This window comes from Flavobacterium aquidurense, from assembly GCF_001404985.1.
Lineage (GTDB): Bacteria > Bacteroidota > Bacteroidia > Flavobacteriales > Flavobacteriaceae > Flavobacterium > Flavobacterium aquidurense_B.
In genome coordinates this window covers 735,541-760,851 of sequence record NZ_JRLF01000015.1, presented here as the reverse complement: position 1 = coordinate 760,851, position 25,311 = coordinate 735,541, and the positions used below count along the sequence as shown (strand labels likewise).

The following is a 25,311-nucleotide window of genomic DNA, read 5'->3' as shown; positions in this document are numbered from 1 at the left end:
ACCCAGTTGTCGTTTTTTGTAAAGTTCAAACATTATAATGAAGTTATTTTTTTGTGAACAATGAATGGATAAACCAAATAATAAAATGAAATTATTCCTAATGTAAATAAAATAATTAGGCTGCTGAGCCAATTGGGGATATCTATTGAATATCTGGTTATAAAACCTTCAAGAAATCCAGCACTTATGGTAAAAGGAAATGTGCTTAGAAATATTTTGAAACTGTTTTTAAAACCTATTTTTAATGAATTTAACCTCGAAAAAGTTTTAGGAAAAAGGATAGAAGCACCTAAAATAAATCCGGCCGCACTTTCGATTACAATTGCAAAAATCTCCATAGATCCATGAATCCAGATTCCGCGGACACTTTTCCAGAAAACGCCCTGTTCGTAAAAAAAGTATTGAAATGAACCTAACATCAATGAATTTTGGAGAAAAATATAAAAAGTTCCCAATCCGCCAAAGATGCCGTAAATATAACATCTTGCACCTACATACAAGTTATTCATGGTGATGCCAATAAAACTTCCCCAGTTGCTTCCGGAACCGTAAACTGCCATTGGATTTCCTTTTTTGATGTTCTCTAAAGTCATGTTTACATAACCGTCTCCCAAAATAAGCCTCACGAAATTTTGATCATATCTTGCCGAAATCACTCCCATCGCTACTGTCAGGAAAAACAAAATAAATGCATACAGTAAATATCGCTTGTATTCATAAAGAATCAAAGGAACTTCGGTTTTAAAGAATTCCAGAAATCTGTTTTTTTCGGTTCTTTTGGTTTTATAAATTTTTTGATAAATCTGAGAAGCAAGATGATTTAAATATACAACTGTCTTACTTTTTGGATAATACGTTTGGGCATATGACAAGTCATTCATCATTTGAATGTACAAATTTGCTAACTCATCAGGATTTTTTTTAGCTTTACCAAAAATAGCGAGCTCAAACTCCAGCCATTTTTCTTTATTTTGTTTTATGAAGGCAACTTCTCTCATTACAGGCTAAAATATAAAATATGTCAGAATTATCTATTAATACAACACAAAATGTTAAAATAAATTTTATTGCCGCTTCACCCGGCGAACGAATAGGATCTTATTTTATCGATCTGGCTATTAAACTCGCTTATGTAACAGTGATTTCCCTAATCTTTTTTTATGGGTTAAATTTCGATAAATTATTCCAGACATTAGACAATTGGTCAAAAACTTCTATCATTTTAATTCTTTATTTTCCGTTTTTTATTTATTCCTTAACCCTGGAAAGTATTTTTGAAGGACAGACTATCGGGAAAAAATTAGTGAAGATAAAAGTCGTAAAAATAGATGGTTATCAAGCCGGATTTGGCGATTATTTAATGCGTTGGTTTTTCAGATTAATTGATATTACACTTTTATACGGAATTGTGGCGATAGTAAGTGTAGTTTCGAGTAAAAAAGCCCAAAGATTAGGCGATATGGTTGCGGGAACTGCTGTGATAACGTTAAAAAATAAGATCAATATAAGTCATACAATTCTTGAAGAAATTGGCGATGCATATGTTCCTACATATCCTTTGGTAATTAAACTATCTGATAATGATATGCGAATTATTAAAGAAACTTTTCAAAATGCGGTCGCACGAAATGATCATGAAGTAATTTATAAATTGGTAGCCAAGATTGAAAGTGTTACCGGAATCAAAAATCAATCAGGGAATAGCAGTGATTTTTTGAGAGTAATCCTGAAAGATTACAATTTTTACACCCAGAATATGTAATGTAAGATTGAAATTTAAAGATTTTAAATTAAATTACGAATCTAATCCCATAATCTTAGTATCTCTTTACCTTTGTACCTTAAAAAAAAAGAATGTTTCATTTATTAGATCTTATCGGTACGATGGCTTTTGCTATGTCCGGCGCTTTAACGGCAATGCATAAAAAACTGGATCCGTTTGGTGTTTTTATTATTGCTTTTGTTACGGCAGTTGGCGGTGGGACGCTTCGTGATGTTTTAATTGGCAGAACGCCAGTGGGCTGGATGCAGGATTTAAAATATGTTTATGTAATTATTTTGGGTTTTGGCCTTGCCATTCTCTTTAGAAAAAAGTTTGACAAATTAAGAACATCTTTGTTTTTGTTTGATACTATTGGCTTAGGTGTTTTTACTTTAATAGGTCTTGAAAAAGGAATCATGATTGGTTTACACCCCGTAATCTGTATCGCTTTAGGAACTATGACAGCTTGTTTTGGCGGTGTTACACGTGATATTTTATGTACTGAGATTCCAACCATATTCAGACGTGAAATTTATGCTACGATTTGCATTTTTGGTGGAATTGTATTTTTTGCTCTAAAAAAATTAAACTTAGATGACGACGTTTTGTATTTATTAACATCGGTTGTGATTATTACAGTTCGATTATTAGCAGTAAAATTCAAATGGTATTTACCGGCATTTGAACATAAATAAGATTTTTTAAACGATATTAGCCACAGAATTATAATGAAATAAGATTTTTTAGGCTAAAACCTTAATGAATCAGTAAATAAAGTGGAAGAAGAATGACAAAATATATTGTAAAAAGATATGAGCAAAATGACTATAAAATCTGGAATGATTTTGTAGCTCAGTCTAAAAACGCCACATTTTTGTTTCATCGCGATTTTATGGAATATCATCAGGATCGTTTTAATGATTTTTCGCTTTTGGTTTTTGAAGATCAAAAGTTGGTTTCTGTTTTACCTGCAAATAAATCCGAAGAAATTATATACTCACATCAAGGGCTTACATATGGAAGTTTAGTGTATAAAGAGCAAACTAAATTAGCGGTTGTTATAGAAATTTTTCAGGCGATTTTATTTTTTCTGCATGAAAATAAGATTGAAATTTTACAATTTAAAGCACTTCCTTCTATTTATCATTTAAAACCTGCTGATGAAGTTTTATATGCCTTGTTTTTAAGTGATGCAAAATTAGTACGTCGCGATTCTCTTTCTGTAATTGATTTATCACAAGAGAATATTACTTCAAAAATTAGAAAAAGAGGTTTTCAAAAAGGCGTTTCAAATCAATTGATAATAAAAGAAGAAACTCATTTTGAATCGTTCTGGAATGAAATATTGATTCCTAATTTAGATAAAAGGCATAATGCAAAACCTGTTCATTCTGTAGAAGAAATGAATTATTTAAAGTCAGTTTTCCCTAAAAACATTTATCAGTTCAATGTTTATTCAAAAGATAAAATTGTGGCAGGAACAACTGTTTTTGAAACTCAGACTGTAGCGCATTGTCAATATATTTCGAAAGATAAAGATCAGGAAAACCTGGGTAGTTTAGATTTTCTTTTTTATCATTTAATTCAGGAAAGATTTGCTGAAAAGAGATTTTTTGATTTTGGTATTTCAAACGAAAATCAGGGAAAAAACCTAAATGAAGGATTATCATATTGGAAAGAAAGTTTTGGTGCAAGTACTATAATTCACGATTTCTACGAACTTCAAACTGTCAATTATAAAAAGTTAAAAGGTATTTTTGTTTATTAATAAAAAATAATATGATATCATTTCTGGATCTTAAAAAAATAAATGAGCCTTATGAAGCTGCTTTTCAGGAAAAACTGAAAACAGTTTTGGATAATGGCTGGTATATTTTGGGAAATGAATTGGCAACGTTTGAAAAAGCTTTTGCTAAATATTGCAAAACAGATTATTGTATTGGGGTAGGGAATGGTTTTGATGCTTTAGTTTTAATTTTTAAAGGATATATCCAACTGGGTAAACTTCAAAAAGGAGATGAGGTTATTGTACCTGCAAATACTTATATTGCTAGTATTTTAGCGATTTTACAAGCAGATTTAATTCCTGTTTTGATTGAACCCAGATTAGAAACTTACAATATAAATCCGGATTTAATTCAGGAAAAAATCACCATAAAAACAAAAGCCATTTTAGCGGTTCATCTTTACGGACAATTGGCAGAAATGGATAAAATAAAGGAAATTGCAAGTCAGAATAATTTATTAATTGTTGAAGATGCAGCACAATCTCACGGCGCAATTAGTACTCTAAAACCGAACACTTATACTCTAAAATCAGCTGTTGCCTATAGTTTTTATCCGGGAAAAAATTTAGGTGCTTTAGGTGATGGCGGAGCAATAACCACAAATGATCCGGAATTAGCCAAAGTTCTTTTTTCGCTTCGCAATTATGGTTCTGAGAAAAAATATTATAACGATTATATTGGTGTAAATTCAAGATTAGATGAACTTCAGGCGGCATTTTTAAATTTAAAATTAGCCAATTTAAATATTGATAATGACAAACGCCGAGTTATTGCAAAACGATATTTAGCAGAAATAAAAAATGATAAAATAGTACTTCCGGTTTGGGATTTCTCGACTAATCATGTCTTTCATTTGTTTGTGGTAAGAACTTCAAACAGAGTTGATTTACAAGAGTATCTAAGTCAAAATAACATTCAGACTGTTATACATTATCCGGTTGCTCCACATAAACAAAAAGCACTTTTAGATTTTAATAATTTATTTTTTCCTGTTACTGAGAAGATTCATAATGAAGTTTTGAGTTTGCCAATAAGTCCTGTTTTAACAGAAAGTGAAGTTAGTTTTGTTATTGAAGTTTTAAATAAGTATTAACTTTTGGATTCTTTAAAAAAAATAACTCAAACAACATTGTTTAAAATCACCACTTTAAACAGTTTTAGTGTTGTACTTAAAATAGGAACTGGTTTAATTACATCAAAAATATTGGCAATTTTTATTGGTCCTGGTGGAATGGCATTAGTTGGGAATTTGCGTAATTTTTTAACTTCTTTAGAGAGTATTTCTACACTTGGTTTCAATAACGGAATTGTGAAATATGTAGCTGAAAATCAAAAAAATAAAGTTGAACTTCAAAAGATAATTTCTACTGTTTTTATAAGTTTGCTAACTATTGCTGTTGTTTTAAGTTTTATTTTATACTTCTTCGCAGCATTTTGGAATGATACTATTTTTAATAATCATTTTGATTATTCTCTTATTTTTAAAGCTTTAGCATTAGTCTTGCCTTGGTATGCTGTTTCTGTCTTTTTATTAGCTGTCTTAAATGGATTAAGCAGGTTCAAAAAAGTAATAGCTATTAATATTATTGGCAATGCAGTTGGTTTGATAGTCTCTGTTTTTATGATTTTGCAATTTAGAACTATTGGTGCTTTATTGGCAATAGTAATTACTCCGGCAATTTTGTTTTTTGTCACATTCTATTTTTTAAATAAAGAAATTAATTTCAGAGGTTCAATTCGTTTGCGTTTATTTGATTTTAATATTATAAAGAATCTGTCTTCATATTCACTGATGGCTTTGATTTCATCTGTTTTTGGGCCTATTATTTTTCTAATAATTCGAAACAATGTTATTAAAAACTTAGGCATTGATCAGGCTGGTTATTGGGAATCGATGACTAGAATATCGTCTTATTATTTAATGTTTATCAGTACAATTCTAACGGTTTATTTTTTGCCAAAATTATCTATGGCAAAAGAAAACAGAGAAACTAAAGTTGTTTTTTGGCAGTTTTATAAATCTATTCTGCCTGTTTTTGTAATTGGTTTAGTATTTATTTATTTTTCCCGTTTTTTTATTGTTAGATTATTGTTTACGAAAGAATTTTTGCCAGTTACCAATTTGTTTTTATGGCAATTAACCGGAGATGTTTTTAAAGTTGCTTCTCTTATTTTGGGATATCAATTTTTTGCAAAAAAACTCACTATTGCCTTTGTTGTTTCAGAATTATTCTCGTTAACAATCTTATATTTTTTAAGTTTGGTCTTTATAAATCATTATGGAATTGAAGGTGTTGTTATGGCTCAGGCCTTAGATAATTTTATTTATTTTATTGTTCTTGCTGTATATTTTCGAAAAAGTTTGATTTGAGAGGAATATATTCGATTTTTTTTAATGTTATATTGTTAATAAAATTCTTAATAAAAAAATAACTGTTTTTTATTGAGCATTATTTTTATACTAAATTTGAAGTAATCAATTTTATATAAAGTAAATAACATGAGAAAAATTACCAAAAAAATTTATTCTATTATTTTTTTTCTAATCGTAGCAATATCTAATGCACAAATTAGTACTGGAACCGGAGCAGTAAGTATTTTGTCTAATACTCCAAATACAAATACAAATTTGGGAATAGGAATAAATAATCCGATTGCTAAATTAGATATCAATGGATTTCCAGCAATTAATACCACATATGTTTTTTCGAGCGAATCAGACTCATTTATGAAAAGTATTTTATTGAATATTGGTAGTTTGAGAGAAAATTCAACATCTAATAATGGTACTAGATTACTAACTTTTTATGATGTACCACCTTCAAATATTTCAGCAAATGCACAAACGATATTTGCAATAGAAGATAGAAATGATGCAAACAGGTTTAAGCATAATGCAATAGCTAATGGATCAAGTACGCTGAAAATTAGTGATAAGACACAATCGGCAGTTTTTGACTTACATGAAGATGGTACAAGTACTTTTTTATTTTTGCCAAAACCTAATTCTTATCTTACAATTGGTGGCAGGCAAGTTTGGCCAGTTCCTTATAAATTAATGGTAAAAAATGGTGACTCAAGATTTGAAGGAAATTTATATGTTGACACTAATATCGGTATAGGAACTTCAAACTTTACAGATGGAGCAGATACTTATAGACTTTCTGTAAAAGGTAAAGTAAGAGCCGAAGAAGTAAAAGTTTATAATACCTGGGCAGATTATGTTTTTAGCCCAAGTTATACATTGTCAAGCTTAAAAGAAGTTGAAGATTATATTGCGAAAAATGGTCATTTACAAAATGTACCATCAGCGAGCGATATTACAAAAAATGGACTTGAACTTGGAGAAATGGCTAAAATTCAACAAGAAAAAATAGAAGAATTGACTCTTTATTTAATCCAGCAAAATAAAGAAATAGAAGAATTAAAATCTCAGGTAAAGCTACTGTTGTCAATAAAAAAATAAAATAAAAATATTTTTAAAATCAATGAAGTATGAGATATTATGTAGCATTTTTAGTATTTGGATTTTCCATTTTAACCAAAGCACAACAAAAAATCACTTTTAATTACGATTCGGCTGGAAATCAAATTCTTCGTGAATTGTGTTTGTCCGGTTGTTCGCAATCAGCAAAACAAGCAGAAGAGGTGAAAGAGATAGCGGCACTAACTGAGGATGATCTATTGAAATTTTCATCAGAAGATGTTATTTCTTATTATCCAAATCCAGTTAAGGAGGAATTGTATATAAAATGGGAACTTCAAGAAGGTAATTACATTACATCGATTCAGGTTTTTTCTCTAACGGGTCAACTATTGCGAAGCTATAGTCCAAACTTGCACAATACTTCGCAAAATATTCCTTTTCAGGAATATCCAAGAGGTGTATATGCTGTAATGCTGTATTACAAAAATGGAGATCAGAAATCTATAAAAATTATCAAGCAATAAAACATATGAAGCATTTTTACTTTTTCATTTTTATTTTAATATCGAATTTTACTTTTTCTCAAAATTTTACCGACACTAAAGGAGAGTTGCAAATTTCAGTATCCGGAACAGCAACTTACAATTTGCCTATTGCTACTCCTCCAAGTATAAAAAGTGTTGCACCAATAATTAATCTTACTTACAGCAGTGGAGTTAGGGGAGGTATTGCCGGACAAGGTTGGAGTATTAATAGTATTTCTGCAATAAGTCGAATTTCGACTCGACGCGATATTGATGGTTTTGTTGACGGAGTCGATTTTGATGATAATGATAAGTTAGCATTAGATGGTCAGCGTCTTTTAATAAAAACAGGAACATATTGGGCAAGCGGATCTACCTATGAAACAGAATATAAAAGTAATACACGAATTGAATTAAAGACAGAAGGTTCAACTGTTTATTTTATTGTAACTGCGCCTGATGGATCAAGAAGCTGGTACGGCTCAAAAGGTTCCGGAAGTTTGCAAAATTCAGTATCTCTTAATTCCTGGTATATTGTTCATTATGAAGATGTAAATGGAAATTTTATAGATTATAATTATAAAACGGTTGCTTACGCTGGAACAAATCAGTTGTATATTGACAATATTGCTTTTAGTGGGAACAGTGTTGCAGGAGTTGCAGCTCAGAATAAAATAAGTTTTAATTACAGGGATGCTAAGCGTGTAGAGAGGGATTATTTAAAAGGAGTTCCGGTTTATGCTACTCAAATATTATCGAATATTCAGGTATTTGCAAATAATAATATTTTCAGAACCTATAAACTTACACATTTAGAGGATACAAGTTTGGGATACGAAAGAATAACAAATGTTCAGGAAATAAATGCTCAAAATGAGGTATCAAACCCTGTAGAGTTTAAATACGATTCAAGTCCTGTAAACAAGCAAAGGTCAGTAAAAGAATACACAAATAACCTCGCTTTTGACAAAATAGATTTGACAGGTGATTTTGATGGCGATGGAAGATTAGATTTTGTAGCAAATGACAAACTCTATATTAACTTATTTAAAGAGAATAGTGGAAATGCACCCATCAATTTACCTTTTATTTCTAATGTCTATAATACATCTCAGACGTTTACTGCTACTACATTATCAACAGGAGTACTAAATCAATTTAATTCTATAATTAATGCAGAAACTCTGGATGATAGAATTAATTTCAGATATTATAAATTTTTAAATAATGCTGTTGTTGCTGATTTTGTAAAAACATTATCAATTAATAATTCGGTTATAAATAAAGATACTTATACTGATGTTTATAGCAATGAAGACCCGTATTATATATGTGGCGGTACCAATAATTGTGCTCCTCTTAGTTCAGGACTTTCAACTAATTATACAGAGGGAGACTTTAATGGAGATGGAATTAGTGAGGTGTTGATAGAACATTTTGATAATGAATATAATATTAGCAACAATACCTATGTCACCACTCCTCAAGGAAGTTGCCAATTTTGTACCGCAGAATACACTTTTTCAAATATATCATATTACATTGTAGATTTAAATCCAAATTCTTCTACAAATCTTAATTCCAAGGGATTTCATAAAATCATTAACGCATCCAATATTAGTTATGGAGGAAATTTAATTAATGGTACACCGAGTTATAGCAGAAAGTTTGTAGGAGATTTTAATGGAGATGGAAAATCAGATATTTTAACAATTAAAGATGATAAAACCTATAAGATAATTAGTTTTAATCAATTAAATACTGCTCCTTGGACAGAAGTTCAATTATTAGGTTCAGGAACTATAGATAAATATTCCGGTAAAAAACAAATTCTTCTTGGAGATTATAATGGAGACGGTAAGATGGATATTATGCTTCCAGATGGTGAAGGAGGAGCGGGGCAAATAAAATGGCATATCTATTACAGTAATGCTAATCCTGCAGGAGGAGAATTTTTCACTAAAGAATCTCATGATATTGTAGAATATCGGCCAGATACTAGCAAAGATGGTACCTCTTTCGATACACAGGTACAATTTAGTACCTATTATGCAATGGATATTAATGGAGACGGAAAGTCAGATTTAGTTCGTGTTTGGAGAAAATATTATAAACCAAAGTGGACTATCAATGATCACAACACACAGTGGCAGGTAACGACTTTTACAAATAATGTAGGTAAAGTTGGAGGAGCAAGTTTTGTACAAACATATGATTCGGGAGTTTTTGACGCAGATTCACCTGATATTCCTATACCTATTACTTCTAATTATAAATATAATGGTTCTAATACTGATCTTGTTGTGGTTAGAGGACATAAAAACCTTATTGAATATTATCAATTCAATAAAAATGTAGATACTGAAAATAGATTGATTTCTGTAACGGAATCAAGCGGAAATATTAAGCAAATTGTTGATTATAAACCAATGGAAGCTGTAGATGGAGGTCTTGGTAATTCTTCTACTGATTTTTATTCTTCAGGTAACAGCGTTGCTTATCCTAATATTGAGATTATCAGAAACCCTATAAGTTATTTAGTTTCAAAACTCACTGCTACTATAAATGGCGTTTCTAAATATCAAGATTTTAGATACAGAGGATTTGTATCAAATTTTAATTATGGAACTGTTGGGTTTATAAAAACCTCCAGAAGCAGTTGGTATTTAAGTGATTCTGATGCTAAAATATGGACGACACAATACAATGATGTTGCTCTTAGAGGTGCTAATACTATCACATGGAGTAGTACGGATGGGACAACTGTTTTTAATAGTATGCCAAATAATTTATTAAGTACTAAAACAAATGAGTTTGCGGTATCTACGACAGGTGGGGATGTACCATCAAATACATATACGGACCAAATTAGTATAACCAGTGCCGTAGTTACAAGTCAAAATTTTATGGCTAATAACAGTATCACAGCTTCCTCAGTTGTAAATGATAATTTAAATGTTAATTATCAGGCAGCTCAGGTAGTTTTAAAACCTGGTTTTAATGCAAAAGGGACCAGTGGTAGTAGTTTTAGAGCATATCCTTTGGTTGCGGCTGGAACAGCGCCTTCATCAAACAGCAGTGTTTATAATGTTTTGTTGAAAAAACAAACTTCTATAGATCATTTGACCGATACTAAAACTGAAACAACTTTCACGTATGACGGTACTGTTCAAAGTACAAATTATTTTGGTTTAGAAACACAAAGTGTAACAAAACAATTTAGCAGCGCGACTTTGCAGGGAACAACCACTGTAGATACTGATTATGATAATAATCCAACCGGGGCAGGCAGTTCTTATTATATAGGGCGACCTAAAAAAGTTAATTCCTCCAGTACCGTTTATACAGGAGATAACCGTACTTCTGAAGAAAAATATACTTATACCGGATCTAATCTAACTAAAACTGAAAAGAAAGGACACAACACATATCCAATTGTTGAGGATATGACCTATGATTCACTGGGTAATTTATTAACAAAAACAGTAAGTGCACCAGCAGCACCAACTCCTCCTGTACCAAGAACGATTACAGATGAGTATGATGTTACAAAGAGATTTGTGACTAAGAAAACAGACCATCAGGGATTTGTTACTAATTTTATATATAATACATTAGGTCAGGTTACTAAATCAACAGATTATTTAGGAGTAATTAATGATTATGTGTATGATAATTGGGGTAAATTGATTAATACAACTACCCAAAATGTCTCTTCGACACCTTTAATAACAAATATTGTTTATACTAAATTGTCAGATGGAGGTTATACCACTACCACAACTAATAATACAGATGCAGCAACCACAACCAGATATGACGTTCTAGGGAGGGCGATAGTTACCAGTACAAAAGGTTTTACATCAGGTTCATTGGTGTATAAACAAGTAGTGTATGACGGATTGGGAAGAAAAAAGAAAGAAAGTGAACCTTATTTTTCATCTCCCAACCAGTGGACTGTTTATGAGTATGATTATTTAATGCGCCCAGTAACAGTGACAGCACATACCGGTAAAATTCAAACTTTATCGTATGCCGGATTAACCACAACCAGTAATGATGATGGTAAGATAACAACAGTTACAATTGACGCTTTAGGAAATAAAACACAAACAACAGACCCTGGTGGGACCGTTAATTTTATTTATTATGCTAATGGTCAACTAAAAGAATCAGATTATCAGGGTAACAAGGTATCGATCTCGATAGATGGATGGGGGAATAAAATTGCTATGACAGATCCAAGTGCAGGTACCTATACATACTCATATGATGCTTTTGGACAAATTAAAACCGAAACGACACCAAACGGAACAACGGCTTATGTATATGATACCACAGGAAAAACAGTAGAGAAAACAATTGTTGGTACCAATACAAACAGCAAAACGACTTATGTTTATAATCCATCTACTAATTTAATAACCAGTAGTTCTTTTGTAAATAATTTAGAAGGAAATTCGATCACCAATTCATTTGAATATGACAATTATAAAAGAATAAGCAAAACGATAGAGAATACACCTTATGCTTCTTTTACAAAAGAGATTACGTATGATACGTTTGGCCGTGCTGATATAGAAACCTCTACGGCAGCTATTTCTGGAAAATCAAGTTCAAAAACAGTAAAACACACATATCAAAATGGCTTTGCATGGCAACTTGTAGACAATGCTAACCAGCAGGTACTATGGCAGACTAATTCGCTCAATGAAAGAGGACAGTTAACAAGTGCAGGTTTAGGCAATGGTATTGGTATCACAAATTTATATGATCAATACGGTTATGCGTCGGTATTTAAATTTGAAAGGATTGCAACAAATCCTGGAAATGTAATGACCTTAACGACGCTTTTTGAGCCAAAGAGAGGAAACTTAACCACCAGAACAAATAATTTATTTAATTGGAACGAGAACTTTACTTATGATGAATTAGATCGATTACTGACCTATAATAATGCACTGGCACAACAGGAAACACAGAGTTATGATGTAAAAGGTAAAATTACCCAAAATAGTGTTGGAACTTATAATTATACCGTAACGGGCAAAACATACCAAAATAATTCGATTACCTTAAGTCCGCAGGCATTAAGTGATTACCAAAACAGGGGAACAGGTACAAATTCTGCCCCGAGATTAGGATTAGAAGTTACTTATAATACCTTTAAAAGTCCGGCGACTATTAAAGAAAGGGGACGTGACGGAAATTATATTGATTATCTAAGTTTTACTTATAATGATGGAAACGATCGCAGTACAATGTTTTATGGAGGAGGTCAGGAGGATAAATTACTTCGTCCGCTTCGTAAGCATTATTCCGGTGACGGTACGATGGAAATCAAAGAAAACAGAACTACCGGAGCAATTGAGTTTATAACCTATATTGGTGGAGATGGTTACAGTGCTCCAATAGTATTCAAAAGTGATGGAATCACTCAAGATTATTTATATTTACATAGAGATTACCAAGGCACGATATTGGCTGTAACTGATAATGCAGGGGCTATAGTCGAAAAAAGATTGTTTGATGCGTGGGGAGCTGTTTTAAAAGTACAGAACGGGGCAGGTACAGATTTGGGATTACTGACTGTTTTAGATCGTGGCTATACCGGTCATGAACATTTGCAGAGCGTAGGGATCATTAATATGAACGGCCGTTTGTACGACCCAAAATTACACCGTTTCCTACAGCCTGATAATTTTATTCAGGATCCTGCAAATACGCAAAATTACAACCGTTATGGTTATGTGTTGAATAATCCTTTAAAGTATACCGATCCTAGTGGTGAAGAAGCAATTGCATTTGGTGCCGTAGTTATTATTGGTGCTATTATAGCTGCAACGACTTATACTTTAACTGCTTTATTGGCAGATGTTCCTTTTACCGTTGGAGGTCTACTTAAAGCAACTTTTATTGGAGCAGCGAGTTCTGCAGTAACTTTTGGTATTGGTAGTGCTTCTTCGGCCTTGTTTACCAATTTTTATTCTCAGGCAGCTTTTAGTGCCGCAGCTCATGGTACTTTTCAAGGAGGCATGACGGCCATCTCCGGAGGTAAATTTTGGAGTGGTTTTGCCGCTGGAGCTTTGAGTAGTATGGCTGCGAGTGCTTGGAGTGGTGGATCAAGTGCTCCTGAGACACATAGTTTTGGAGGTGCTAGTTTTACAGAAACTTTTAATCATCAAGGCTTGAGTGGCGTATTAGGTGCTAACAATTCATTGGGGATGGTTGCCTTTGGGACTGTTTCAGGTGGAGTGGGAGCAAAGCTTACAGGAGGTAATTTTTGGCAGGGAGCAGTGACTGGGCTTGTTGTTTCTGGATTGAACCACTATGCTCATAAAATAATTAAAATGTCCAGTTTGCGAGAAAATATTGAAAAAGGAGGGCTAGATCCAGACGCTAAGCCAGAAATGACTTCAACTTTTATTACTGGAACATTGAATAAAAAGGTCAATGGGCTTCAAGCTTCATACGAGGCAGCAGGTAGGCCAAGTTTTTTATTTTCTGATGGAGCAAGTGATAATGTGGCAGAACATAATTTGTCAAGTAGTAACAGAATAACAATATATGAACATAATGCAAAAACGATATATCGTTTGGTAAGTTCATTATTTCATGAATATAGACATGCTTACCAAGTTATGACTAATTTTTACTCAAGAGCTGAAGCAATTCATGGACCTTTAGGTCCAGAGGGCACTTATTCTAAATTAAGATCTTTAATAGAATGGGATGCATATAACTATCAAATAAAGACTGGCAAAGAAGTTGATGGCTTTATCTTTGGACAAAGAAATTTAATGAAAAAATATTTTGAACATAAATAATTTTAACATATGAGGCTTTATTTTATTTTTATCATTTTGGTAATGTATTCCTGTTCTAAGAATGAAGGAAATGTCGAATTAGAAATAGTTTCTGATGAAATATTATTTTCAAAACTTGACACTGGCAGAGCAAAAAATATTATTGAATATAAAATTACTAATAAAACTGATTGCGATTACTATTTTAATGCCTGTAGTTTTTCTAAATTAACATGGAAAATAGATGGTTTGCAACCTAGTAATGTTTTTTTACAAATTTTGGATGACAAGGGAATTCAAGCTGAGTATGGTCGAAAGGAATATTTGCCAATAGAAAAAGCTAGTGTTTGTGAGCAAATAAATTATGATATAAAAGAGAAAGAAATTAAGGAACTAAATTATTCTATTGCTCCTGATTATAAAGATTTAATTGATAAAAATAATTTTTTATTAAAAAGAGGTGAATCGAAGTATTTTGAAATATTGTATTATTTTCCTGAGTCAAATTATTCATTTGTGCATCTTTATAAAAATAAAAAGTATGTTTTTAAAATGTTAATTTATAGTGATAGTACAGATTATATGAAATTTTTGCCTCGACCTATACTTAAAACAATTAACGAAAACAAATACAAAGTTTACCATGGAATTATCGAAAGTAAAAATAATGTACCCGTAAGATTTGTCAATTAGACAAATTAGATAATTATCGAAATTTTTAGAAATATTATGTGTTTTTTACCTCCCGCTCTACGTAGTTTTCCTAATCAACGCTGCGCGAATGTCTCTGACTTCGTGCCCGCAATGTGATTAAATTTTGCTTAAAAGATTAGTTTGAGAAAGATTATTATTCTATAGAGAATTTTAAAAGAGTGAGCATAACTTTTCATTGTAGTAGAACACAAAATAAAGAAGCAAAATTGAAGAATTCGTTAAAATACTGATATATTTCATGTAATAAAAAAATAAGAAAATAAAATTAAACTAAATATTAGTTTAATATCAATTGCAATTGGATTATTAAGTATAGTAAATGTAAAAGCCCCCACTCTACGAAGTGTCGTAATCAACGCTGCGCGAATGTCTCTGACTTCGTGCCCGCAAAGTGATTAAATTTTGTCTAAATGATTAGTTTGAAAAGAATGATTATTCTAAAAATAATTTTGAAAAAGTGGGTATAACTTTTCATTTTACGAGTATAAAGAATAAAGAAGCAAAGTTGAAGAACCTCTTTCTACAAAGTTTTCCTAATAAACGCTGTGGGAATGTCTCTGATTTCGTGCCTGCAAAGTGATTAAATTTTGTCTAAAAGATTAGTCTGAAAAACGATTATTATTCTAAAGGCAATTTTGAAAAAGGGGGTATAACTTTTCATTTTACGAGAACAAAAAATGAAAAAGCAAACTTCAAGGGTTTATTAAAATACTGATTACGTTTTGTTGGTGGATATACATTTTCGTATAAAACGGCAGGAAGTCCATTTAGTGTACATTAATAAGTTTTTGTGATTTCAATTCAATTTATTCCTAATTCCACATACTCAAATATTTTTCAGCAATCTTTATATAGTCATGTTCCTTCTCAATAAAAGTTCTGGCACGTTTACCTATTTCAATTATTTCAGCTGGATTTTCAATTAAATATGATAATTCATGAACTAAATAATCAACATCCGGAAGTGCATTTACGCAAACTTTTTCTGTAAGATTATAATAGTTTGTAAATTCAGTTTCGGCACCAGTAAATACTACTTTTCCTTTTGCCATTGCTTCAAGTGCATTATATCCCTGATCGTATACATATACTTGATCTAGAATAATATGTGCTTTATTGTATAAATTGATGTATTCATTGTAAGGAATGTTTTTGACTGTAATGATTTCAATTTTATCCTGATATTTTTGTTGAATTTTTTCAAGTGCTTCCTCAAAAATATTATTTCCTTTTTTGAAGTAATTTAATTCGTTAATTCCATGAAAAACGATGATTTTATCTGCTATTTGTAATGGTTCAAATTTAATTTTAGAAATGTTTATTGGATTTGGAATTAGTCCTAAATACTTTGAATTACCAATTAATGGTAAATGATAATCTAAATCTGATGCTATAATGCCTGTACAGTTTTTGTATATAAAAAGGTGAAGTTTTTTAAATGATTTTGTTCTAAATTTTAAAATATTATAGAAAGATTTCTTTTCAATTTTATTAGTTATATATAACGGAATTACAGATTTAAATTTAGAATTTTCAAAACAATATTTAACATTCAAATAATCATAACTACAGCTTAATAGAAATATTTTTTTATTTTTTTTGAGAAGATTTGATATTATTCTTTTTTCGAATTGATAAGTGCAATAAAAGCTATTTTCATTTATGAGTTGTACAACATCATAACCAGAACATTCTTTTTTATATTTTAAAAATTGTAGATAAGTAAAATAAGAACTAATGTCAAAACCTGTTGTTTTGTATATAGCCATTTTTATTTTTTTTAAGAAACCAGTATCCCATTTTTTTATAATAGGAAAATCAACTGGATAATTTTTAAAACCGTCGTTAAAACCTATAAGAAAAACATCATGTCCTAATGCTTTCAAGCCTTCTTTTAAAGAATTATGCAAGCGACTGTATTCACTTATTAATAAGATTTTCATTTATATGTATATTTGACAAATATATTTACTTTTTAACGAAAACATGATTGATAATAAAAAAATTAAAGTGGCAATAGTCTCCAACTCTTTAGGAAATGGAGGCGCTGAACGTTTTAGTGCTCTATTAAGTATTATGTTAGATAAATCCGGGTTTGAAGTTCATTCAATAATAATAAACGATGTTGTTGATTATCAATATGTAGGAAATTTATTAAATCTGGAAAAAGAGTCTAAAGGCTTGCCTTCTTTTTTAAAAAAAATAAAAAAAGGTTTTTTATTAAAGGATTATTTAAATAAAAATAACATTAAAATTATCATTGATAACAGAACAAGAGGTCTTCTAATTAGAGAAATTATTACAAAACAAATTTACGGTGAAGCTAAAAAATATTATATCGTTCAGAATTGTCATTTTGAGAAATATTTTTCCTCATCACTGTTTTGGACGAGAATTTTATACAAAAATGCAGAAAAAATAATAGGAGTTTCTAAAGAAATAGAACAAAATATAAAAACAAAATTTAAACTTAATAACACTACCACTATTTATAATACATTTTATATTGATAAAAATGTATTAAGTAAAGAAGTTAAAAATCCAGATAATGTAGTTTTATTCTTTGGAAGATTTGATGAAAAGGCGAAGAATTTTACTTTGATGCTTGATGCTTTTTTATATTCAAATATTTTCAAAAAAGGATATAGGCTTCATCTTTTAGGAGCTGGTGATGATTTGGCTTTTATCAAAAAAAAAATAATTGATCTGGGATTAGAATCTTTTGTTGATATTTTACCTTTCAAAAAATCTCCCTTTGAGGAAGTCCAAAAAGCCAAGTTTACTATTCTTACAAGTAATTATGAAGGCTTCCCTTTATCAATAATAGAATCGTTGGCATTAGGTACTCCAGTTATAGCAGTTGATTGTCACTCAGGCCCACGCGAAGTTATTCAAAATGAGTTTAATGGTTTACTAGTGGAAGAAAATAATCCTCATGCTTTTGCATTTGCAATGAATCGATTTGTTTCTGATTATGAATTATATAATTTTTGTAAAAGAAATGCTTCAGAAAGTGTAGAACATTTATCTTTAGAAAATATTACAAAGAAATGGGAAAATCTGATTCAATTAAATTAAAATGACTAAAAATACTGACGTTCAGTTAATAGAGATACCAAAAATTCAGGACAGGCGAGGTAATCTCTCGGTTATAGAAGGAACAATAATTCCATTTTCTTCAAAACGGGTCTATTACTTGTACGATATTCCAAGCGGAAGTAAACGTGGAGGACATGCACATAAAAAACAGCAGGAATTTTTGATCGCTTTAAGCGGCAGTTTTGATGTGATTTTAAAAGACGGAAAATCAACACAAACCGTTATATTAAACAGACCAAATTTGGGTTTATTGATTGTAGATGGAATTTGGCGTGAATTGTGTAATTTTTCTTCAGGAGCTGTTTGTTTGGTTTTGGCTTCAGATGAATTTGATGAAGAAGATTACATACGGGAATATAAAAATTTCAAATTATTTAAAAACAGATGATCCAAAACCTAAATTTGCCAATTTAAGTTTTACTTCAATTAAAAGTTGAAGTAAATAGGGAGGAAGACACAATAAAAATCTTTTTTTATAGCCTATTCTTTCTAAATCAATACCATTATAATAGTAATCAAAAAGCACTTTATTAGCTAATAATTTGCTTTTAATTGCAAGTGAAAATCTGTTTAAATCTAAGAAATATTTTAGATCAGGATTTGTTTTTTCGAGCTCAGTGAATTTCGAAAAATCCATTTTAGATGTTATCAAATTTGGATCTTTAGAAAGACTATTTTCGTCGTGTATATAACGTACTAAAACTTTCCAAATAAATAAAATAGGATATTTTAATCCAATTCGAATCCATAAATCAGTGTCTTGTCCACTTTTTATCTTAGGATCAAAAACGCCAATTTCATCAAAAATACTTTTATTGAAAACAGCACTTGATGTTAAAATTGCAGATTCTTTTTTACTGGCTTTAAAGTAATTTACAAACTCAAAATCAGAATTTTTGCTTATCGAATATTTTGCAGGAAATATTTTTTTTGATGTTTCAATTTCTATTGCGGCTGCAAATATTTTTTGTTTCTCAAACTGTGTACAATATTCACGCATAACTCTTAAAAAATCCGGATACCAATAGTCATCTGCGTCAAGAAAGGTAACAAAAGAGGCATTTGCTAATGAAATCCCCAAGTTTCTGGTTAGAGAAACTCCTTCATTTTTTTTACTGTAATATCGAATACGATCGTCTTTAAAATTCAATAATTTTTCCTCACTTTTATCTGTTGAGCCATCATTTATGACAATGATTTCATAATCACCAAAACTTTGATCTAAGACACTTTGTATGGTGTTTTCGATAAATTTTTCTTTATTGTACAGGGGAATTATTATAGAAAAAAATGTCATTTATTTAGTTTTTAAAGTACAATAATAGCCCAGTCGATAAATATCAAATAGAAAAAGTGATGGTTTTTTACTCAGTAATTGCTTAAGGAAAAATGGTTTGAAGATTTTGAACCAAAAGGCGATTAAAGATCGAAGATAATATTTTTTTACGATTTCAAAGTAGTGAGAAAGCTTAACATAATCAGAAGTGATTAAATGAGAATCTACGAGATTTTTTAGTCCGATGACTGCTTCTTCAGATTTTCTTAAAAATGCTTCACTATCTTCAATCCCTAAATGATAAACGGGATTTTGAATATGAACAACTTCAATTTTATTCTGCATTAATTCAAATGAAAACAAAGTGTCTTCATGCCTGAGATTGGGAATTTTTTCATTAAATTTTATTTTCGAAAAGATACTTTTTGATATTAAAAAATTCAATGTTAAAAATGAGATATAAGGATTATTAGCTCGTTCCAGTGTAGATAATGCTTCGCGTTTATTGCCGTAAATCCATCTTAAAAGCTGTTCTTTTTGAGGTTTTTTACTTTGATATAAAATACCCCCGTAGATTATTTTTTCGTTATTATTTATCTGTAAAATATAATTAGAAATAAAGTTGCTATGAACCGGAATTGTATCGGCATCCAAAAAAAGTAAGTTTTTATAAATTGCTTTTTGTGCCAATAAATTCCGAATGGCACTTCGTCCAATGTTTTGTTCTAAAGTATAATAGGTGGTATTTTTGAATTGATTGATTTTTTCGTTTTCAGATATAAAAAAATCAGAACCATCATCTAAACAAATAATTTCAAAATCAATATTACATTTTGATACCTGATCGTGTAAAATTTCTGCAAGCGAAAAAATATTATAATTGTAAACCGGAATAAGGATCGAAAGCATTACACGTTTTTTTAGAATATATTTGTAAAGAAAATGTTTTTATCGAACAATTTCTTATGTTATTGTAATTGATTCCAAATTTCTAAAAAAATATAAAAAGTCAAAATGAATTTAAGATCTATTTATTATGCAATCTCACCAAAATCCAGATTTTTAGTTAGAAAATTATATTATTTACCAATTGACTTTTTTAGCTTTATAAGCAGATCAAAAAATAAGCTCGTTCCTAATAAAGGTGATATTTTTATTGGAGGTGGTGATTTTGCTACACAAGGGAAACATCTTTTTGATTTGTTAAAAAAATATGCTTCAATAGAACCAGATCATGCTGTACTTGATATTGGTTGTGGGATAGGCAGAGTTGCAGTGCCGTTGACCGGGTATCTATCTAATTCAGGAAAATACGAAGGTTTTGACGTTGTAAAAAAAGGAATTATCTGGTGTGAAAATCATATAACAAAAGATTTTCCCAATTTTAGATTTCAGTATATACCATTAAATAATGATTTATATCATTTAACAGATAAAAAAGCAGAAAATTTTAAGTTTCCTTATGAAGATAACTCCTTTAATACCATATTTTTATTTTCGGTTTTTACACATATGCAACCACATGAAGTACAAAATTATTTAAAGGAAATTAATAGGGTTTTAAAGCCGGACGGCAAATGTCTTTCAACTTTTTTTCTATATGATGATCAGATTGAAAGTGAAATTTCTAACAAAAACAGGTCATTTTCTTTCCCTTTCGAAAAAGGAAATTATAGAGTAATGAATGAAAAAGTTCCTTCGGCAAACATTGCTTTTAATGAAGATTATCTCAACCAAATGATTGAAAAAAGTCAGCTAAAATCTGAAAATAAAATATACGGACGTTGGGCGAACAGAGCTGACAAAGACTTATATGATTTTCAGGATATTTTAGTTTTAAGAAAAGCTGAATAAATTAAACACTACGTTGCACTACTTCAAAAATTCTTTCGTCTTCACATTTTAATGTTTTAGACGGGAATTTCATCAATAAAGCATAATCGTGGGTTGCCATTATAACTGTTTTACCGTTTGCGTTGATTTTTTTCAATACTTCAAGGACTTCAGAACTTGTTTGTGGATCTAAGTTTCCTGTTGGCTCATCGGCAAGGATAAATTCCGGATCGTTAAGTAAAGCTCTTGCAATGGCAACACGTTGCTGCTCCCCACCAGAAAGCTGATGTGGCATTTTGTTTACATATTCTTTCATTCCAACTTTGTCCAGAACTTCATCGATTTTGCGTTCCATTCCTTCTTTATCAACCCATCCTGTAGCTCTTAAAACAAAAAGCATATTGTCTTTTACAGAACGATCAGGAAGCAATTTAAAATCCTGAAATACAATTCCAATTTTACGTCTTAGATACGGAATATCTTTTTCTTTTAAAGTCGCTAAATCAAACTCAACGATATGAGCCTCACCTTCTGATAATGGCAGATCTGCATATAAAGTTTTTAAAAAACTACTTTTTCCGGATCCTGTTTTTCCAATGATGTATATAAATTCACCATGATTTACATCCAGATTAATATGAGATAAAATTTTTCTTCCTTCCTGATATATAGTGACTTCTTTGAGAGATAGTACGGTTTGTGACATAATAAATTGATTTGATTGGTAAAAGTAATAAGATAACGCTTCGATTCAAAATAAATTTGAATCATTTCTGTGAGAAATTTTTAAAGAGGCCCCATAAATTAAAAGGATTAGAAAGATTTTATTGTTTTATTAAACAAAAAATAAATTTTTATCTGTGCAAATCTGTAAAATGAAGTTTGAGAACCAATATTTTGAAGTCTGTAAAGTAGTTTTATAACAAGCATTAAAATATTTGTTCATAATAAAAGCCTGAAACGTTTCGTTATAAACGGTATAAAATGATACATTTGAATACTAAATATAATTAAAATGCGTAAACTTTCCTGGTTCTTTTTATTACCAATTATTCTTATTTCGACCATAGTTTCGGCACAAAAATCAGCTATTTATACTTACGATCTAAAGGAGTTTGACAAAGCACTGGCTTTATATAATGACAAACAATATGCTTCGGCACAGCTTATTTTCGAACATGTAAAAAACAATGCCACGACCGAAGAAGTGCAATCAGATTGTGCGTATTATATCGCCAATTGCGCCATTAGAACCAATAAAGCAAATGCTGATGCTTTGATGGAAAAATTCGTTACGGATTATCCAACAAGTACCAAACAAAATCAGGCTTATATCGAGGTTGCCCAGTTTTTCTTCGAACAGGGAAATTATCCAAAAGCTTTACAATGGTTTGATAAAGTGGATGAAAGTTATATGAGCAAATCAGATTCGGATAAATTTAATTTCCAGAAAGGATATGCTTACTTCAATGCCAAAAAGAAAAAAGAAGCCACAACATACTTTAATAAAGTAGTAAATTCTCCTGAATTTGGTTCTCAGGCCAAGTATTATCTTGGTTTTATGGCTTATGAAGGCGATGATTATAAAGAAGCAACTAAATATTTTGATGAAGTTTCAGGCGAAGAAAAATACAAAGAGAAGCTTTCGTATTATCAGGCTGATATGAACTTTAAATTAGGAAATTTCCAGAAAGCAATTGATTTAGGTCAGAAAGCGATGTCTAAATCAAATGAACTTGAAAAATCAGAACTCAATAAAATCATCGGTGAAAGCTATTTTAATCTAAAACAATACGACAAAGCAATTCCGTTTTTAGAGCAATATGCAGGTAAAAAAGGAAAATGGAATAATACGGATTTCTACCAATTAGGATATGCATATTATGAGCAGAAAGATTATGAAAAAGCGATTTCACAATTCAATAAAATTATTGAAGGAAAAGATTTCGTAGCTCAAAATGCTTATTACCATTTGGGTTTGAGTTATTTAAATACAGGCAAAAAACAAGAAGCCTTAAACGCTTTTAAAAATGCTTCTGAAATGGATTTTAATGCACAAATTCAGGAAGATGCCGCTTTAAATTACGCTAAAGTAAGTTATGATATTGGAAATGCGTATCAAACTGTTCCTGCAATTTTACTTGATTTCCTGAAAAAATATCCAAATAATTCAAGCAGATCTGAAATAGAAAAATTATTGGTTGATTCTTATATTTCGACTAAAAACTACAAAGAAGCTTTGGTTTTATTAGAGAAAAACAGATCAGCTGAGAATAAAGCCGCATATCAAAAAGTACTTTTTTACAGAGGTTTAGAATTGTATAATGAATCGAATTATCAGGAGGCCGGAAAAATGTTTAAAAGTGCGATCAGCGAACAAAAAACGCCTGAGTTTACTGCACGCGCCACTTTTTGGAAAGCAGAAACAGAATATGTAACAGCTGATTTTCAGAATGCGTTATTGACCTATAAACAGTTTGCAGGACAAGCTGCTGCCAAAACAACTGATGAGTATAAAAATATCAATTATAATATTGGATATACCTATTTTAAACTGAAAGAATACGATCAGGCCGCCAATTCATTTCAAGCGCAAATCGATAATTCTAAAGGAGATAAAGTTCGTTTGAATGATTCGTATTTGCGTTTAGGAGATTGCCGTTTTGTAACTTCAAAATATACTGCCGCAAATGAAGCTTATGCAAAAGCAATTGAAGCAAAAGGGGTTGATGCAGATTATGCTCAATTTCAAAAAGCCATTTCTTACGGATTTATGTCTAAAAACGATAAGAAAGTGGAGGAGTTGAACAATTTTCTTCAGATGTATAAAAAATCTGAATACCGTGATGATGCTTTATATGAATTGGGAAATACTTATGTGGCTGAGAAAAAGAATGATCAGGCTATTAAAACGTATGATCAGTTAATTTCTGAATATAAAAATGGTGCATTTACTTCAAAGTCAATTTTAAAACAAGGTTTGATTTATTATAATTCAGATCGTGATGATCAAGCATTGGTAAAATTCAAGAAAGTAGCGGCTGAGTTTCCTAAAACGCCTGAAGCTTTAGAAGCAGTTTCAACAGCGAGATTAATTTATGTAGATTCAGGAAAAGTAGACGAATACGCAACATGGGTTCGTACTTTGGACTTTGTTGCGGTTACAGATGCAGAACTTGATAACGACACTTATGATGCTGCTTACAAACAATACAGTCAAAACAATAGTAAACAGGCGATTACAGGCTTTACAGGTTATATAAATAAGTTTCCATCAGGGCTTCATTCGTTAGAAACTAATTTTTATTTGGCTCAATTGTATTATTCTGAAGGTTCAGAAACAAAATCGGTAGCTAATTACCAATATGTAATTGACCAGCCAAGAAACGAATTTACAGAGCAATCTTTAATGAAATTAGCGCAGATTTATCTAAAAGCAAAAGATTGTGATAAATCGACTCCCGTATTAATCAGATTAGAAAATGAATCTGATTCTGCTCAAAACAAAAGTTTTGCACAAGCTAACCTGATGAAATGTTATTATGACAAGAAAGATTATGATAACTCAGTTATCTATGCAGATAAAGTGTTGCAGAATGTAAAAGCTGATGCAAACGTAAAAGCTGATGCGCAAATTATCGTAGCGCGTGCAGCAATGCAAACAGGAGAGGAAGATAAAGCGAAAGCAGCTTACGCGAAATTATCTGCAACATCAAAAGGAGAACTGGCAGCAGAAGCGTTGTATTATGATGCTTACTTTAAAACTAAAGAAGGCAAGTTTGAAGCTTCAAATGTATTGGTTCAGAAATTAGCTAAAAACTATTCGGCTTATAAATATTACGGAGCAAAGAGTTTGGTTCTAATGGCAAAAAATTTCTACGGATTAAAAGACAGCTATCAGGCGACTTATATTTTAGATAACGTAATCAACAATTTTACTGATTATCCGGATGTTGTTGAAGAAGCCAAAAAAGAATTAGCAGCTATAAAAGTAGAAGAATCGAAAACGAATTCTTCGATTAATAAATAAGAATAAAGAGAATAGAATATAGAAAATAGAAAAAAGAGGCAAGAAGAAAGATT

Annotated in this window: 18 protein-coding genes; 13 read left to right on the top strand and 5 right to left on the bottom strand. The window is 30.8% G+C overall.

Annotation, left to right across the window (positions count from 1 at the left end):
• Positions 1-32 precede the first annotated feature (32 nt).
• Positions 33-998, bottom strand: coding sequence for a stage II sporulation protein M (locus RC62_RS21780; RefSeq protein WP_055098449.1), 966 nt, complete (start codon positions 996-998; stop codon positions 33-35).
• A gap of 20 nt (positions 999-1,018) precedes the next feature.
• On the opposite strand from RC62_RS21780, the gene RC62_RS21775 reads away from it, so the two are divergent.
• The 9 genes from RC62_RS21775 (at position 1,019) to RC62_RS21735 (ending at position 14,999) form a co-directional block, all read left to right on the top strand.
• Positions 1,019-1,762, top strand: coding sequence for an RDD family protein (locus RC62_RS21775; RefSeq protein ID WP_055098448.1), 744 nt, complete (start codon positions 1,019-1,021; stop codon positions 1,760-1,762).
• 92 nt (positions 1,763-1,854) lie between these two features.
• Entirely contained in the window at positions 1,855-2,457 is a 603-nt protein-coding gene (locus RC62_RS21770; protein ID WP_055098447.1) for a trimeric intracellular cation channel family protein, read from the top strand.
• A 92-nt stretch (positions 2,458-2,549) separates the two neighbouring features.
• Complete coding sequence (locus tag RC62_RS21765; RefSeq protein WP_055098446.1) at positions 2,550-3,530, top strand: hypothetical protein; 981 nt, start codon at positions 2,550-2,552, stop codon at positions 3,528-3,530.
• 11 nt (positions 3,531-3,541) lie between these two features.
• Positions 3,542-4,642: a DegT/DnrJ/EryC1/StrS family aminotransferase gene (locus tag RC62_RS21760; RefSeq protein WP_055098445.1), complete on the top strand. Its 1,101-nt coding sequence runs from the start codon at positions 3,542-3,544 to the stop codon at positions 4,640-4,642.
• Positions 4,643-4,645: 3 nt separating this feature from the next.
• Positions 4,646-5,920, top strand: a complete 1,275-nt coding sequence (locus RC62_RS21755) for an O-antigen translocase (RefSeq protein ID WP_245176859.1) — start codon at positions 4,646-4,648, stop codon at positions 5,918-5,920.
• Between the two features lie 129 nt (positions 5,921-6,049).
• The gene (locus tag RC62_RS21750) at positions 6,050-7,015 is read left to right on the top strand and encodes a hypothetical protein (RefSeq protein WP_055098444.1); all 966 of its coding nucleotides are present in this window, start codon (positions 6,050-6,052) and stop codon (positions 7,013-7,015) included.
• A gap of 29 nt (positions 7,016-7,044) precedes the next feature.
• Positions 7,045-7,500, top strand: a complete 456-nt coding sequence (locus tag RC62_RS21745) for a T9SS type A sorting domain-containing protein (RefSeq protein ID WP_055098443.1) — start codon at positions 7,045-7,047, stop codon at positions 7,498-7,500.
• 5 nt (positions 7,501-7,505) lie between these two features.
• Positions 7,506-14,327 (top strand): RHS repeat-associated core domain-containing protein, encoded by a 6,822-nt coding sequence (locus tag RC62_RS21740; RefSeq protein ID WP_055098442.1) that lies wholly within the window; start codon positions 7,506-7,508, stop codon positions 14,325-14,327.
• 9 nt (positions 14,328-14,336) lie between these two features.
• Positions 14,337-14,999 carry a hypothetical protein gene (locus RC62_RS21735; protein WP_055098441.1) on the top strand — a complete coding sequence of 221 codons (663 nt, stop codon included), beginning with the start codon at positions 14,337-14,339 and terminating at the stop codon, positions 14,997-14,999.
• Positions 15,000-15,832: 833 nt separating this feature from the next.
• Here RC62_RS21735 and RC62_RS21730 read toward each other — a convergent pair.
• Positions 15,833-16,963, bottom strand: coding sequence for a glycosyltransferase (locus RC62_RS21730; RefSeq protein WP_055098440.1), 1,131 nt, complete (start codon positions 16,961-16,963; stop codon positions 15,833-15,835).
• Between the two features lie 43 nt (positions 16,964-17,006).
• Between RC62_RS21730 and RC62_RS21725 the strand changes: the two genes are divergently transcribed.
• On the top strand, positions 17,007-18,098 hold the full coding sequence (locus RC62_RS21725; RefSeq protein ID WP_055098439.1) for a glycosyltransferase: 1,092 nt from the start codon (positions 17,007-17,009) through the stop codon (positions 18,096-18,098).
• A 1-nt stretch (position 18,099) separates the two neighbouring features.
• A complete protein-coding gene (locus RC62_RS21720; protein ID WP_055098438.1) occupies positions 18,100-18,507 on the top strand; it encodes a sugar 3,4-ketoisomerase in 408 nt (135 codons plus the stop codon).
• Here RC62_RS21720 and RC62_RS21715 read toward each other — a convergent pair.
• Complete coding sequence (locus RC62_RS21715) at positions 18,490-19,416, bottom strand: glycosyltransferase family 2 protein (protein ID WP_055098437.1); 927 nt, start codon at positions 19,414-19,416, stop codon at positions 18,490-18,492. The genes RC62_RS21720 and RC62_RS21715 overlap by 18 nt on opposite strands.
• Complete coding sequence (locus RC62_RS21710) at positions 19,417-20,304, bottom strand: glycosyltransferase family 2 protein (protein ID WP_055098435.1); 888 nt, start codon at positions 20,302-20,304, stop codon at positions 19,417-19,419.
• 105 nt (positions 20,305-20,409) lie between these two features.
• Between RC62_RS21710 and RC62_RS21705 the strand changes: the two genes are divergently transcribed.
• Positions 20,410-21,249: a class I SAM-dependent methyltransferase gene (locus RC62_RS21705; RefSeq protein WP_055098434.1), complete on the top strand. Its 840-nt coding sequence runs from the start codon at positions 20,410-20,412 to the stop codon at positions 21,247-21,249.
• Position 21,250: 1 nt separating this feature from the next.
• Here the strand turns inward: RC62_RS21705 and RC62_RS21700 are convergent, their stop codons facing one another.
• Entirely contained in the window at positions 21,251-21,934 is a 684-nt protein-coding gene (locus RC62_RS21700; protein ID WP_055098433.1) for a cell division ATP-binding protein FtsE, read from the bottom strand.
• Between the two features lie 309 nt (positions 21,935-22,243).
• Here RC62_RS21700 and RC62_RS21695 point away from each other — a divergent pair, with 309 nt between their 5' ends.
• Positions 22,244-25,258, top strand: a complete 3,015-nt coding sequence (locus RC62_RS21695) for a tetratricopeptide repeat protein (RefSeq protein ID WP_055098432.1) — start codon at positions 22,244-22,246, stop codon at positions 25,256-25,258.
• Positions 25,259-25,311 lie beyond the last annotated feature (53 nt).